Source organism: uncultured Cohaesibacter sp. (assembly GCF_963556055.3).
In the GTDB taxonomy this organism is placed as follows: Bacteria; Pseudomonadota; Alphaproteobacteria; order Rhizobiales; family Cohaesibacteraceae; genus Cohaesibacter.
Genome location: NZ_CAUVYE020000023.1, coordinates 38,890 through 53,408, shown reverse-complemented (window position 1 = coordinate 53,408; position 14,519 = coordinate 38,890). Strand labels below are relative to the sequence as shown.

Sequence of the window (14,519 nt, the reverse complement as noted above, 5' to 3'; positions counted from 1 at the left end):
TACACTAGGGTTTCAGTGCCAGACAGGCGAATTTCTGTTTCTTCAGGATTGCACAAGCATCTCTAGCCGCAGATTTTGACGTAAAACCGGCGAAGCGTGCCCGATAGAGTGTGGCGTCACCTTTTTGGACGGTTTCCGTGTAGTTCACCTGATTGAGCAAGAGGCTGGCATTTTTGTTTCTCGCTTTGTCCAGAAGGGCATTAGCCTTCTGCAATGAAGGGGTTGCGCCGAGCTGGATGTGCCATCCCTGCGGCTTGACCTGACGCTTGGGCGCCACTTCAGGCAGGGCTGGGGAATGTGTGGAAAGATCGCCGATCGGATCGTTTGCCGCACGCGGTAGCGGTGGAACGGCAAGCGCCGCAGTCGTCAATCTTGGCCTTGGTGTGGCAGACACCGACGCCAGCTCAACCGGTGCTCGCGGCAGTACGCCCAGAGTCAGATCGTTGGTCGGGGTCTCTGCTGCGGTTTCTGGTATCATGGCGGTGCTTGATGCCATCACGAGCGGCTGGTCTGACGCGCCTGTTTTTGCCCGTGGCAGGCGGATCGTTTCAGCCAGTTTGATATAGCTTTTTTGGGGAACGCCAATTAGCGCGGTCATTCTGCGTCCGGTTTTGGCCTTTGGCAGATATTTGGCAATGAGCGACTTCATATGCGCATCGCGGCTTGTACCGGATTTGCCACCCATGACCACGGCGACAATATGACGGTCGCGGGTTTCGACATTGGTCACAAGGTTGAAGCCGGATGCGCGGGTGTAGCCGGTTTTAATGCCGTTCACGCCCTTCACGCGTCCCAGAAGCTTATTATGGTTGCCATAGCGTGCGTTGCCATATCGGAATGATCTGGTGTCGAAATAGTCGAAATAGGTCGGAAAACGGTCCTGGAGTGCCTGACCAAGAAGGGCCATGTCTGCTGCTGTCGTTTTCTGATGTTGGTTCGGCAGGCCTGAGGCATTCTTGAAGGTCGTGTTCTTCATGCCGAGGGAGCGGGCTTTGGCGGTCATCATCGAGGCAAATTTGCTCTCGGTTCCGCCAATATTTTCTGCAACGGTTGCGGCGACATCATTGGCAGACTTGGTAACAAGCGCCAGAATGGCATCTTTGACACTGATGGTGCTGCCCGGTTTCAGACCCAGTTTCGATGGGGCCTGACCGGCTGCGTGTTTGGAAACCGTCAAACGGCTGCCGAGGGAAAGCTTGCCTTGCTCGAGTTGCTCAAAAACCATGTAGAGCGTCATCATCTTGGTCAGAGACGCCGGATATCGATGCGAGTTTGCATATCTCGAAAAAAGCACCTTGCCACTTTTGACGTCGATCACGTAAGCGGCATATTTATTATTGGCCGCTCGCGTGGGGGTGGCTGTTGCCACGATGCCTATTGCCAGCAAAATGGTTGCCGCAATCATTGTGACAGAGCGTGCTGCCAGCACATGCCAATTGGCTCTGAACGCTACTCTATACACTTGACGTCCTTTAAATGATTAACATTTCGGGCGGTTGATACCCAAAGGTTGAACTAATTAGGGCAAATTCCGCCCAAATTCTGGTTTATCAAGAAGGGTATGGAATCTCGGTTAGGAAATGGTAAAAATGATTCTCAACAGTCAATTTGCAAAAAAATAATGGTGAATTTATTAAGGAAAAGTCCTTAACCCAATGATCTCGCTTTTAAAATTGCTGTCGATGGTCCAATTCCAGTATGAAAGCAGATACCCTTACAATCAAAACAGAATGTGCTTACATTATTCACTGGCATGATGGCTTTTATGTGTGCCACACTCAGGTCAGCCAGCCCTGAATGCAAGTGCTGGAATTTTTTGGTTTTTGAGGGCTGACGAGCATACGGGATCGATTTGAAGAAAGACCGGCTTCCGGCCGGAGAATATTGCGGAGACAATCTGAGCAATGAGTAAGGATATTCGTCGCCTGGATGAAGAGGAAGAGCTTGGGATTACTACCAAGGCCAAGCCCAAGACAAAACGTCCAAATATGTATCGGGTCCTGCTGCTGAACGATGACTTCACTCCGATGGAGTTTGTTGTTCACGTTCTTGAGGCCTTTTTCAACAAGGGGCGGGAAGATGCGACCCGCATCATGCTGCATGTTCACCACCATGGTGTTGGTGAATGTGGCGTCTTTACCTATGAAGTAGCGGAAACAAAGGTGAGCCAGGTCATGGATTTTGCTCATCAACATCAACATCCGTTGCAATGCATCATGGAAAAAAAGTGAGGATAGCTAGTGCCATCATTTTCTAACAGTCTCGAAGTTGCCTTGCACAAAGCCCTGATCACCGCCAATGAGCGGTCTCAGGAATTTGCTACGCTTGAGCATCTATTGCTCGCGTTGATTGATGACAATGACGCGGCCGCCGTGATGCGTGCGTGCGGGGTTGATCTGGATTTGTTGGAAAAGAACCTTCTCGATTATGTTGACAATGAATTGTCCAACCTGGTTCAGAGCAAGGGGCAGGATGCCAAGCCGACTGCGGGTTTCCAGCGTGTTATCCAGCGAGCGGTAATTCATGTCCAATCGTCCGGACGTGAGGAAGTGACCGGGGCCAATGTGCTTGTTGCGATATTCGCCGAGCGTGAAAGCCATGCGGCCTTCTTCCTGCATGATCAGGACATGACCCGCTATGATGCTGTCAATTACATATCGCACGGTATCGCAAAGGGGCCAGGCCTGTCGGATGGTGGCACGCCCTCCGGTGTCGATGATGAAGATGACGACAATCCGTTTGATTTTGACGATGAAGATGAGGAAGAAGGGGCCGGCAAGGCTGAAGCCCTCAAGGCCTATGCGGTCAATCTCAACGACAAGGCCCGCGACGGCAAGATTGATGTTCTTGTCGGGCGCGATCAGGAAATTCATCGCACTATTCAGGTTTTATGCCGTCGTTCCAAGAATAACCCGTTGTTTGTCGGGGATCCCGGTGTCGGCAAAACGGCCATCGCCGAAGGGTTGGCCAAGCGCATTGTCGAGGATAAGGTGCCCGATGTCCTCAAAGGCGCGACGATTTTCTCGCTTGATATGGGAACGCTGCTTGCGGGTACTCGTTATCGCGGGGACTTCGAGGAGCGCCTTAAGCGGGTCATCAAGGAAATCGAGGAGTATGACGGGGCGATCCTGTTCATCGACGAGATTCACACCGTGATCGGCGCGGGTGCAACCTCGGGCGGGGCCATGGATGCCTCCAACCTGCTCAAGCCATCTTTGGCGGCGGGCAATCTGAGATGCATGGGGTCGACCACCTACAAGGAATATCGGCAGTTTTTCGAGAAAGATCGGGCGCTTGTTCGTCGCTTCCAGAAGATCGACGTCAATGAGCCCTCTATTCCCGATACGATTGATATCCTGAAGGGCCTCAAGCCCTATTTCGAGGATTATCACAGCGTCAAATTCACGGCTGATGCAATCAAGTCGGCGGTGGAATTGTCCGCTCGATACATCCATGATCGGAAACTGCCTGACAAGGCGATTGACGTGATTGATGAAACCGGGGCTGCTCAGCAGTTGTTGCCGGTCTCTCGTCGCCGCAAGAGCATTTCTGCCAAGGAGGTCGAGGCGACCGTTGCGACCATGGCCCGGATACCGCCTAAAACGGTATCCAAGGATGATCGTGAAGTGCTGTCCAATCTCGAGATCAACCTCAAGCGGATGGTCTATGGTCAGGATCAGGCGATCGAGGCCTTGACGAGCCAGATCAAGCTGGCGCGTGCCGGTTTGCGTGAACCGGAAAAACCGATTGGCAACTATCTTTTCTCTGGGCCAACCGGTGTTGGCAAAACAGAGGTTTCCCGTCAGCTTGCTGATTTGATGGGGGTTGAGCTGCTACGCTTTGACATGTCGGAATATATGGAAAAGCACACGATTTCGCGTCTGATCGGCGCGCCTCCGGGATATGTCGGCTTTGATCAGGGTGGTTTGCTCACGGATGGCGTGGACCAGCATCCGCATTGCGTTTTGCTGCTTGACGAGATCGAGAAGGCCCACCCGGATCTCTACAATATTCTGTTGCAGGTGATGGATCACGGCAAGCTCACGGATCACAATGGCAAGCAGGTTGATTTCCGCAATGTCATTTTGATCATGACGACCAACGCGGGCGCGACCGAGATGGACAAGCCTGCCATGGGATTCACCCAGAGCGCACGTTCCGGCGATGACGAGGAGGCGATCAACAAGATGTTCTCGCCCGAGTTCCGAAATCGACTTGATGCGGTTATTCCATTCTCCGGGCTTTCAACGGATGTCATTCATCTGGTCGTGCGCAAATTCGTCATGCAGCTTGAAGCTCAGCTTGCGGATCGCGGCGTGACCTTCGAGTTGACCGATGCCGCAACCGCATGGCTTGCCAAGAAGGGCTATGATCCGAAAATGGGTGCGCGTCCTCTGGGCCGGGTTATTCAGGAGCATATCAAGCGGCCGTTGGCTGAGGAAATCCTGTTTGGCAAATTGACCAAGGGGGGGACGGTTCGGGTCGATATCGATCTGGACAATATGGAAAAACTGTTCCTCTCCGTTCTTGAGGATGAAGAGCCCGTCAAGGAAAAGCCTGCGAGCAGCAAAAAGGCTGCTGACAAGCCTATGTCCGAGACCAGTCGCGATGAGAAAAGCAAAGCGCGGCGTCCTCGTACGAGAAAGAAAGGGTCTGTGCCGAGCGTGGTAAAGGCCGAGAAAAAGTAATCTTGCAATAGTGATGGGGCGCCGGTCTTTGGATCGGCGCTTTTGACTCATGTTTCCAGATTTGCCGAAATGGCTCCGTAATCTGCTGCTGTTTTTTGCCTTTGCCCTTGTTTCGCTTATGGGGGCGAGTGCGATCATGCGGGCCGCCTTCCCAAGCGGGTTGTTTGGCAGTCTGATCGATTCGACAACGGGACATGTCGATGGCAGGGAACTCATCAAGAATATTCTGACATTGGCCGCCGGTTTCCTGCTGCTGTTTACTCTGCTCTATCAGCATTTCTTTGGCGATGAGTGAGAACAGAGCCATTTGCAACAAACCGAAATCTGTACTTCTTTGTTGTTTGAAAGACGGGAAATGATTGCCTGCTTGACCTTTTCATGGTTTGAAAGCTAAACAAGCTGAACAAATTCGCAAAGAAGAGGTGAAGCTGTGCTTTCGGCTCTCGGGATATTGATTGCCGCTCTTGGCGGGATGATGTTTTTTCCTGCAATTATCGACATTTCAGTTTCCAATTCGGATTGGCATGCATTTCTGGGTGGCGGTTCGATTTCTGTTGGCTTTGGCGTGGCGCTTTATCTGGCCATGCGCGGGCAGGAAGGGGAGTGGAATATCCGCCGCTCGATCCTGTTCGTAAATGGTAGCTGGATCATCATCAGTTTCTTTGCGGCGCTGCCGCTTTATTTCTCTTCTCTCAACATTACCTATGCTGATGCCTATTTCGAAACGGTGTCAGGGTTCACGACAACCGGCTCGACGGTCCTGAGCGGGCTTGATGACATGGCGCCGGGGCTGCTTTTCTGGCGCTCGCTCATGCAGTGGCTCGGGGGGCTGGGGATTGTTGCGATCAGTATCACGATTCTGCCGATGATCGGTTCGGGTGGGCAAAAGCTGTTTTTCCTTGAATCCTCCGAGCAGAGCGACAATCCTTATCCCCGCATTCGTGAATTTGCCTTCAAGATCACTCTTGTCTATGTGCTCTTGTCTGTGGCCTGTGCGCTTGCCTATTTCGCGCTCGGTATGACAGCTTTCGAGGCCATTAATCATTCCATGACAACGTTGTCGACGGGTGGATACTCGACGTCCGATGCCTCAATGGCCCATTTCGATAGCGTGGGGATCCTGTTCGCCGGTTCGCTCTTCATGTTTTTCGGTGGTCTGCCGTTCCTCTACATGATCCGCTTTTTTTCCTCCGACCGCTCAAGAGATCCTCAGATTTCACTATATTTCAAAGGGGTTCTGATCGCCTCTGTGGTGCTGTTCTTTGCCAAGCAGGCGCTTTCACCCGGTGATAAACTGGAAGATTTTGCGGTCAGCCTGTTTGATGTGATCTCGATTGTCACGACCACCGGCTATGGAGCTGGTGACTATCAGACCTGGGGACCGCTCTTTTGGGCCTTCTTCCTGATTCTGACCTTCTTTGGTGCATGCTCGGGATCAACGGCTGGGGGAATCAAGCAGTTCCGTTTTGTCATTGCCTGGCTGATCATCAAGAATGCGATCGCCAAATTGATCCACCCCAACCGGATCATGCCGATGCGCTATGGCGAAAAGGTGGTTGACGAGGAAATGGCAGCCTCGACCTTGAGCTTCATTTTCCTGTTCTTTGCCACTTTCATGTTCTTTGCCATCCTCTTGCAATTGGCCGGTCTGGATTTCGTGACCGCAATGAGCGCCTCTGCCACGGCCATTGCCAATGTCGGTCCCGGCCTTGGGGATATCATTGGGCCTGCTGGCAATTTCAGTAGCCTGCCCGAGATTTGCAAATGGCTGTTGTCTCTGGAGATGATTCTGGGGCGGCTTGAAATACTGTCCGGCCTCGCGATCCTGATGCCCGGTTTCTGGCGCTGGTAGTATCTGAAATTTTGCCACAATGCGGGACGGCTGTACCTTTATGCGATGTTGCACTTTTGTCTGAGCTGTGTCACTTTATCGCGGTCCTCACAAGTGTAACCTTCTCATGTCAAAGTCTTCTTCCAATGCTGCTCCGGCTTCAGAGCCAGAGCCCTGCCTTTCCTGGTTTGTCTGGTATCGCCGCGGCATGCGTTATCTTTTTTCAACGCCCGCCATTGTTCTCTATTTCTCCTATATGGGCTTTGGTGGCTTTGCGCGGGAAAGCGGTATGGATTTCTACCAAACCCTTTTCATGACGCTGTCGACCTGGGCCATTCCAAGCAATGTCATTCTGATCGGCGGTATCCTGTCAGGCTCGGGCCTTCTGGCGATTTTTGTTGCTGTCGCTTTGGCTTCCGTACGCATGATGCCGATGGTGGTGTCCTTCGTGCCGGAAGTGAGAGACGATGATACGCCCGCCTGGCAATTGCTCGTGTTGAGCCATTTCACCGCAATCACCTCCTGGGTGTTCGGCATGCACCATCTGCCAAAGTTGCCGCGTTATGGCCGGGTGCCCTTCTTTGCCGGTTTTGCGGTTACTCTGGCCATCGTCAATACCGCCATTACAGGGGTCGGCTTCGGGATCGCCGGGGTTGTGCCTCCGGTTGTTGCTGCCGCCCTGTTTCTTATGACGCCGCTCTATTTCATTCTGACGTTGCCGAGTGCCGCCCGGCTGCTATCTGACAAGCTGGCATTGGTTTTCGGCTTCATTCTGGGGCCGATATTTGCTGTTTACGTTCCTGAAATGGGGCTGGTTCTGACGGGGGTTGTCGGCGGCTTGGCAGCCTATGCCATTGGCTATGCAAGGAGGCGGGCATGACGGTTCTGTTCGACAGCTTTGATGCTTCCCTGTGGCCCTATGTCTTTATTCTGGTCGGTGCATCCTTGCCCACCGACATGTGGCGTTGGCTGGGCGTTGCCTTTGCCGGGCATCTCAGTGATGACAGCGAATGGATTCTTTTGGCCCGGGCGATTGCCAATGCACTGGTGGCCGGGGTGATCACACGTCTCATTCTGTTCCCGACTGGGGCCCTGTTGGACGTTCCAGTCTGGATGCGTCTTGTGTCGGTTGCCCTTTCTGTCACGTTCTTCTTCGGCCTCTGGCGCAATCTATTACTGGCGGTCTTTTTGGGGGCGGCGTGTCTCGTGGGGCTTGCTGTTGGTTTCGGCATATGAAAAAGGCCCCGGTTGGGGCCTTTGCTTTATTGCCGTGCGATATCGGGTCAGATGGATTTCAGCGCTTCGCGCAGCTTTTCCGCATGACCTGCCAGCAAGTCATTGTCTGCCATCTTGCCGGTTTGCGGGCGAAGAGGAAGGCCCTCATGGCGTGGCAGCACATGGAAATGCAAGTGGTAGACTTCCTGACCACCGGCCGGTTCATTATTCTGCTGAACCGTCACACCGTCTGCCTCGAAGGCTATCATGATCGCCTTGGCAATTTTCTGAGTGGTTGCGGTGACCGCGTTGAGATCGTCCTCTGCCACATCAAGGATATTGCGGGAGGGGTTTTTCGGTAGCACAAGGCTGTGTCCGTCTGCCTTCGGCATTACATCCAGAAAGGCGAATGTCTTGTCGTCTTCATAGATCTTGTGGCAAGGGATTTCGCCGCGCAGAATTTTTGCAAAGATATTTTGGTCATCATATTGGGGCGTTGTCATGCTTCGTGTTCCATTTCCTGCGAATATTGGACGGTTGAGGCGAGCCTATCAGTGCCGGGCACCGAAATCTATCCATCGCCTTTTTTGAATGGGGAAAGGGCGGCGAGAAACTCCTGATCGGCTTCGGCAGCCTGACGTTCCCGCTTGAGATAATCTTCAATTGCCTCGCGAAAACCCGGATGGGTGATATAGTGTGCGGACCATGTGGTTTTCGGTACATAACCCCGCGCGATCTTGTGTTCCCCCTGTGCGCCAGCCTCCACACACATCAGGTGATTCTCGATGGCCCATTCAATGGCCTGATGATAGCAGAGTTCGAAATGCAGGCATGGATAGTCGCTTATTGTGCCCCAATAGCGGCCATAGAGCGTGTCTCCGCCAATGAAGTTGAGAGCACCGGCCACCGGTTTGTCACCTTCACAGGCAAAGACCAGAAGGATCCTGTCGGCCATGCGTTCGCCGATGATCGAATAGAAATCGCGATTGAGATAAGGCCGCCCCCATTTGCGCGCGCCAGTGTCCATATAGAAGTCGAAGAAGGCGTCCCAGTCGGCTTCCGTGATGTCGCTGCCGGTTTTCTGGCGAATGGTCAGTCCGAGCCCATGGGCCGTTTTTCGCTCTTTGCGGATATTCTTGCGCTTGCGCGAGGAGAGCTGAGCGAGAAAGTCGTCAAAGCTCTCATAGTCTTCATTGACCCAGTGGAATTGCTGGTCGCGCCTGACAAGGAATCCCTGTTCTTCGAACGCGTCTTTCTGGCCTTCAGGCAAGAATGTTATGTGTGCGGAGGATATCTGGTAGCGATCACAAATCTGCTGGATACCATTTGCCATCGCCACGATGGCTAGCTGTTGATTGATGCCCTTTCGCGCAAGGACCTTGGGGGCATTGACCGGCGTAAAGGGAATGGCGCTTTGCAGCTTAGGATAATATTGCCCGCCCGCACGGTCCAGCGCGTCAGCCCAGCCATGGTCGAAGACATATTCGCCCTGACTGTGAGATTTGAGATAGAGCGGTTGGGTGGCAAGGGCCACTCCGTTGCCATCTTTGAGAACAAGATGATGTGGCAGCCAGCCGGTTTCCTCACTTGCGCATCCCGACAGTTCCAAAGCGTCAAGAAAGTCATATTCCAAAAACGGATTGGCTTTCAAAGGACTCAATGTACCGCCAAGGCAAGCGTCCCAATCCTGTCTTTCGATCTCACGCATGGAATGGACAACATGCAACTGATAGTCTTCTTGTTCAGGCATGAATGACTCGCAAAAAAGCAAATGATACCGTTGATTGGGGTCTGGAATAGGGCAGGGGAGGCCGGACCCGGCCAGATCATTTGTCCAGTCTAGTCGCAAAGGCTTGCGAGAGGCAAATCCGGATTGATCACGATATCGTCAAGCTGGAGGCCAGTGGCGGAACTGGCCGCCATTGGCTGTTTTTATAAAGATCTCTTGACTGTACTCAGTCGTCTGCCACTTCAACGATCGCTTCGACCTCAACGGCAACACCGAAGGGCAGTGAGGCAGCAGAGACGGCAGAACGGGCGTGGCGACCTTTATCGCCAAAGACTTCGACCATGAAGTTCGACGCACCATTGACAACGGCAGGCTGTTCGCCAAATTCAAGAGTCGAATTGACAAAGCCAACCAGTTTGACGATGCGGACCACCTTGTCGAGATCACCGGTTGCCGCTTTCATCTGGGCGATCAGGTTGATGGCACAGAGCTTGGCCGCTTCGGCGCCTTCTTCGGTCTGCATGCTATCGCCCAATTTGCCCTGAAATTTAAGTCCCTCGGGGGACATCGGAACCTGGCCGGAAATAAAAAGCTGATTGCCACTTTTTACAAAGGGGACATAATTGGCGGCCGGGGCAGCGGCTTCGGGGAGGGTGATGCCGAGTTCGGCAAGTTTCGCTTCAATTGCGCCTGACATATACAACTCCATTGAAAGGTCTGGTTATCTCATTTCTCCGGCGAGTGGCTTTTGCCTTTTGCGGAGCATGTGACCACATTTAAGTGAGCCGGGCAGGCAATGCCAGAAAAAGCTTGTCTGGCACACGCATTTTGGGGGATTCGAATGGCCTCTACTCGAGGCCGCTATCCTTGTCCGGCTTTTGCGCCGAGTGGATCTCTTTGCCTGAAGGTGGCTCTCCATCTCTATGGGAAAGCTTTCCTTTGAGGGTGAGACCCAGTTCAACAATCTTGCTGCCGAATTTCTCACTCAGACGGTCAATGGCCTTTTCGGCGCTGGCGCGCTTGCTCGCATCGAGATCGACGAGGTCAGGCGGGTCCGCAAAATCGTCGGAGTGAAGCTCGCTGATGCCGATACCGATCAGGCGATAGTGTTTGCCTTTTGGCAATTCCTTCAGAAGCAGGTCCTTGCCGACCGAATAAAGCCTGTCGGCCAGTTGAGTCGGATCGGAAAGCGAGCGGCTCCGCGTTATGGATTTGAACTGGTTGTCCTTGAGTTTGAGCGTGATCGTGCGGCCTGCCAACTTTGCCTTCTTGGCGCGTCTTGATGTTTCTTCGGACATGCGCCGCAGAATTGGAAGAATCTCGTCGGCCTCCGAAAGATCGCGGCTAAAGGTCGTCTCTGCGCTGATGCTTTTGGTCTCTTCATCCGGTGATACAGATCGGTCGTCTTTGCCATGGGCCAGCTTTGCGAGGCGAAGGCCAAGACTTCCGTAATGGCTTGCAAGCTCGGCAGCATCTGCGGTTTGCAATTGCCCGATGGTGTGGTAGCCATCCTGTGCCAGTTTTTTCTGCGACACCTTGCCAACACCCCAGATCATCGAGACCGGTTTGTCTTTGAGAAAACGGATTGTTTCCTCTTTTCCGATGATGGAAAAGCCTCTGGGCTTTTCGAAGTCCGAGGCGATCTTGGCCAAAAACTTGTTATGGCTGAGACCGACTGATACGGTGATGCCGATTTCCTGCTCTATATGTTGCGCGAAGCGAGCCAGAGTGAGGGCGGGGTAGGCATGGTGAAGCTTCTCGGTTCCGGACAAGTCTAGGAAGGCTTCGTCTATGGAAAGGGGCTCCACAAGGGGTGTCAGGGCCTGCATTGCCGCTCGAATTTCTTTTCCTACGGCGCTGTATTTCTTCATGTTTGGCCGAATGATGATCGCATCGGGACAGAGCTTTTTGGCCTGAAACATCGGCATGGCGGATTTGACACCTCTAATGCGGGCAATATAGCAAGCGGTCGCCACGACACCGCGCTGTGCGCCGCCGATAATGACGGGCTTGTCGCGGATGTCGGGGTTGTCACGCTTTTCCACCGACGCATAAAAGGAGTCGCAATCGATGTGAGCGATATGAAGGCTTGTCAGTTCGGTGTGTTGGACAAGACGAGGCGAGCCACAGTTGGGGCAGCGGCTGGGTGCACCATCTCCGTCTGAAAGACAGTCTCGGCAGAGAAAAAAGGTTCCGTTTGTCATGAAAGACTATCCAACGCTTGCTGCTGGTTGCCGGGCTACAGGGTTCCCGTGCTCGCCATGCTCATCGGATCAAGTTTCACTTTGGCAGCCATGACATCTTCAGGGGCCATTGCGTTGTTGGCGGCAAAGGTGAGAATGATCGAATCATCACTGAGCATGAAATCAAGCACCGCCGCGAGGAAGGACGGCTCTGTGGCGATGGTTCTTATCTCGCTTGGATCAAGGCCGGTAAGCGCGAAAAAACGCTCCAGCAACTCACCATCCTGCGATAAAAAGCCCAAAGCCTTGATGGCAACGTCTTCTGCTGCTTCAATGTTCAAACCTGTTTGTTTTTTTTGCATGTTTCTGCTGTTTGCCCTTTTGAAAGGTTTGCGATGTATATAGCATGTGAGATGACTGCGCATCGAAGGCGGCATATCCGGATCGTCATGAGCGGTCCCGCAGCTTTTGATAGTATATCTGATCCGTGGATGGGGGACTATGGCCAAAAAGATTCTCATCGTTGAAGACAACGAGTTGAACATGAAGCTGTTCCTCGATTTGCTTGAAGCCTACGGGTACGAAACAGTCGGAACCCGCAATGGTCTGGAAGCGCTCAAATTGGCCAGGGAGCATTTGCCGGACCTTATTCTGATGGATATCCAGTTGCCGGAGGTTTCCGGGCTGGAGGTGACAAAATGGCTCAAGGAAGATGACGACCTGAGAGCCATCCCCGTTGTTGCCGTAACAGCATTTGCCATGAAGGGCGACGAAGAGAGAATTCGGCAGGGCGGATGTGAAGCCTATTTGTCGAAGCCGATCTCTGTGGCGAAATTCATCGAGACCGTGCGCACCTATGCCGGTGACGCTTAGCGTGGAGTTTAAGTAATATGTTCGCGCGAGTTCTTGTCGTTGATGACATTCCCGCCAATGTGAAACTGCTCGAGGCTCGTCTTTCGGCCGAGTATTTTGATGTTCTGTGCGCACAAAGCGGAGCAGAAGCGCTTGAAATCCTGTCGAGTGCGATGGTCGATATCGTGCTTCTGGATGTCATGATGCCGGAAATGGACGGATTCGAAGTGTGTCGTCGGATCAAGCAGAATCCACTTACCATGCATATTCCCGTGGTCATGGTCACCGCCCTTGATCAGGTAAGCGACCGGGTTGCCGGTTTGCAAGCCGGTGCCGATGATTTTCTGACCAAGCCGGTCAACGACCTTGCGCTGATCTCAAGGGTCAAAAGCCTGGTTCGCGTCAAGATGATGACCGACGAGCTTCGCTCGCGTGCCAACACATCCGAACAAATGGGGCTCGACAGCAGTATCTATGTGCAGCGCCTGATGCATCATGAGGGCGGAAAGATCTTGCTGATTGACGACTCCCGAGCCAATGCGGAGCGCATTTCCAAGCAGGTTTCCGGCACGTTCGATCTGTATCTCGAGAATGAATCCCAAGCTGCCTTGCGGCGCTGCGACGAGGAAGAATTCGATTGTGTTCTGATCAATATGAGCATGCGGACGTTTGATCCGCTAAGGCTCTGTGCACAAATCCGTTCGGTTGAATCGGCCCGTATCGTGCCAATTCTCGTGCTGGTGCAGGAAAGTGATGAAAAGCGAATCATGCGTGCCTTTGATTTGGGCGTGAATGATTATATTTGCCAGCCTGTTGACCGAAACGAGCTTGTGGCGCGCATCAAGACGCAGGTGTTGCGCAAGCGCTATACAGATGCTCTGCGCGAGTCCATTCAGCACACGATGGAACTTGCAATCATGGACGGGCTCACACAGCTTTATAACCGTCGCTACATGACAACGCACTTGAATTCCCTGCTGTTGGCAGCGCGAGAGAAGGAAAAGCCGCTTTCCGTTCTCCTGATGGATATTGACTTCTTCAAGTCCGTCAATGATACACATGGCCATGATGCTGGCGATGAAGTCTTGCAAGAGTTTTCGCAGCGGATGCGCAAGAATACACGTGGTATAGATCTCGTCTGCCGCTATGGGGGCGAGGAGTTCGTGGTGATCATGCCGGATACGGACCATTCTCTGGCGATGGTTGTTGCAGAACGCATTCGAAAGAAGGTTTCAGAGAAGCCGTTTATCATTCACAAGGGCAGGCAGATGATTGACGTGACGGTTTCTATTGGTCTTGCATCCAGTTTTAAAGGTAATGAAACTCAGGATGAGTTACTGAAAAAGGCCGATGAAGCGCTTTATCAAGCCAAACAGGATGGCCGTAACAGGGTGGTGGTTGCCAACATCGCTGCTGCCTAGATAAAAGCTGATTTTTTATTCTTTCGATCTGGCGTTGGTTTCCGGTTTTATTGCTTGGAAATTGCTGGATCGATTCAATTGTCTTTGTTTATGCTTTGCCTTCCCGTCGTCTCAGCCTTAATTATGATTTTTTTTGGTGTCAGGACTTGGTAAATACTTGTAGATGGCGCTGTTTGTAGACTTTTATTTATCTATGCTCGCCGAACCGGGAATGCCTGTTTCCACGAAACCGATTCTTTCAGAACAGTCGAGTCCTTTTTGAAGTATTTGAAATTGGGGAAAATATCGCAAAACGGAGACATAATATAAGCTCTGGCAGGGTAATCGTCTAAAAATGGCACATATTTACCTTAAATTTTCATCAAAAGATCTTATTTTGTCGAATTAAGTAAACAATTCGTTGAAATTACCGCCTGTTTTGTTAGTTTACTAGTGAACGGGTTTGGGGGACTTCACTATTGTTATGCAGAACTTCTGCATGCTTTTTTTCGTGTTCCCTGAAATCCAGTCTTCCCTATGGCCACCTCAGGTCCGCCGCATCTCCTGAGACCGTAGGGCATTGGTCGGTTCAGTAGCAGCAAGAGTGGCCTCCTCAAGTGG

Annotated in this window: 14 protein-coding genes; 8 read left to right on the top strand and 6 right to left on the bottom strand. The window is 52.4% G+C overall.

What is annotated here, in order from left to right; translation table 11 throughout:
• Positions 1-4: 4 nt before the first annotated feature.
• Positions 5-1,462, bottom strand: coding sequence for a serine hydrolase (locus ACHZB8_RS15595; protein ID WP_316861675.1), 1,458 nt, complete (start codon positions 1,460-1,462; stop codon positions 5-7).
• A gap of 442 nt (positions 1,463-1,904) precedes the next feature.
• Between ACHZB8_RS15595 and clpS the strand changes: the two genes are divergently transcribed.
• The 6 genes from clpS to ACHZB8_RS15565 all read left to right on the top strand — a co-directional run bounded on the left by clpS (position 1,905) and on the right by ACHZB8_RS15565 (position 7,755).
• The gene (clpS, locus tag ACHZB8_RS15590; protein ID WP_316861673.1) at positions 1,905-2,231 is read left to right on the top strand and encodes an ATP-dependent Clp protease adapter ClpS; all 327 of its coding nucleotides are present in this window, start codon (positions 1,905-1,907) and stop codon (positions 2,229-2,231) included.
• Positions 2,232-2,240: 9 nt separating this feature from the next.
• The gene (clpA, locus tag ACHZB8_RS15585) at positions 2,241-4,688 is read left to right on the top strand and encodes an ATP-dependent Clp protease ATP-binding subunit ClpA (RefSeq protein ID WP_316861672.1); all 2,448 of its coding nucleotides are present in this window, start codon (positions 2,241-2,243) and stop codon (positions 4,686-4,688) included.
• Positions 4,689-4,737: 49 nt separating this feature from the next.
• Complete coding sequence (locus ACHZB8_RS15580; protein ID WP_316861670.1) at positions 4,738-4,983, top strand: hypothetical protein; 246 nt, start codon at positions 4,738-4,740, stop codon at positions 4,981-4,983.
• 135 nt (positions 4,984-5,118) lie between these two features.
• The gene (locus ACHZB8_RS15575; RefSeq protein WP_316861668.1) at positions 5,119-6,540 is read left to right on the top strand and encodes a TrkH family potassium uptake protein; all 1,422 of its coding nucleotides are present in this window, start codon (positions 5,119-5,121) and stop codon (positions 6,538-6,540) included.
• A 106-nt stretch (positions 6,541-6,646) separates the two neighbouring features.
• The gene (locus ACHZB8_RS15570; RefSeq protein ID WP_316861667.1) at positions 6,647-7,399 is read left to right on the top strand and encodes an AzlC family ABC transporter permease; all 753 of its coding nucleotides are present in this window, start codon (positions 6,647-6,649) and stop codon (positions 7,397-7,399) included.
• Positions 7,396-7,755, top strand: a complete 360-nt coding sequence (locus ACHZB8_RS15565; protein ID WP_316861666.1) for an AzlD domain-containing protein — start codon at positions 7,396-7,398, stop codon at positions 7,753-7,755. Before ACHZB8_RS15570 ends, ACHZB8_RS15565 begins: the two co-directional genes overlap by 4 nt.
• Before the next feature lie 47 nt (positions 7,756-7,802).
• Here ACHZB8_RS15565 and ACHZB8_RS15560 read toward each other — a convergent pair whose 3' ends face one another.
• The 5 genes from ACHZB8_RS15560 to ACHZB8_RS15540 form a co-directional block, all read right to left on the bottom strand.
• Positions 7,803-8,237, bottom strand: coding sequence for an HIT family protein (locus ACHZB8_RS15560; protein WP_316861664.1), 435 nt, complete (start codon positions 8,235-8,237; stop codon positions 7,803-7,805).
• A 68-nt stretch (positions 8,238-8,305) separates the two neighbouring features.
• Positions 8,306-9,484: a GNAT family N-acetyltransferase gene (locus ACHZB8_RS15555; RefSeq protein WP_316861662.1), complete on the bottom strand. Its 1,179-nt coding sequence runs from the start codon at positions 9,482-9,484 to the stop codon at positions 8,306-8,308.
• A 205-nt stretch (positions 9,485-9,689) separates the two neighbouring features.
• Positions 9,690-10,160 (bottom strand): RidA family protein, encoded by a 471-nt coding sequence (locus ACHZB8_RS15550; protein WP_316861661.1) that lies wholly within the window; start codon positions 10,158-10,160, stop codon positions 9,690-9,692.
• Positions 10,161-10,311: 151 nt separating this feature from the next.
• Positions 10,312-11,667: a DNA polymerase IV gene (locus ACHZB8_RS15545; protein ID WP_316861660.1), complete on the bottom strand. Its 1,356-nt coding sequence runs from the start codon at positions 11,665-11,667 to the stop codon at positions 10,312-10,314.
• Between the two features lie 35 nt (positions 11,668-11,702).
• Complete coding sequence (locus ACHZB8_RS15540; protein ID WP_316861658.1) at positions 11,703-12,008, bottom strand: DUF3572 domain-containing protein; 306 nt, start codon at positions 12,006-12,008, stop codon at positions 11,703-11,705.
• A 139-nt stretch (positions 12,009-12,147) separates the two neighbouring features.
• Here ACHZB8_RS15540 and ACHZB8_RS15535 point away from each other — a divergent pair, with 139 nt between their 5' ends.
• Both ACHZB8_RS15535 and ACHZB8_RS15530 read left to right on the top strand, forming a co-directional pair.
• Positions 12,148-12,519 carry a response regulator gene (locus ACHZB8_RS15535; RefSeq protein WP_316861656.1) on the top strand — a complete coding sequence of 124 codons (372 nt, stop codon included), beginning with the start codon at positions 12,148-12,150 and terminating at the stop codon, positions 12,517-12,519.
• 17 nt (positions 12,520-12,536) lie between these two features.
• Positions 12,537-13,919, top strand: coding sequence for a PleD family two-component system response regulator (locus ACHZB8_RS15530; protein ID WP_316861654.1), 1,383 nt, complete (start codon positions 12,537-12,539; stop codon positions 13,917-13,919).
• Positions 13,920-14,519 lie beyond the last annotated feature (600 nt).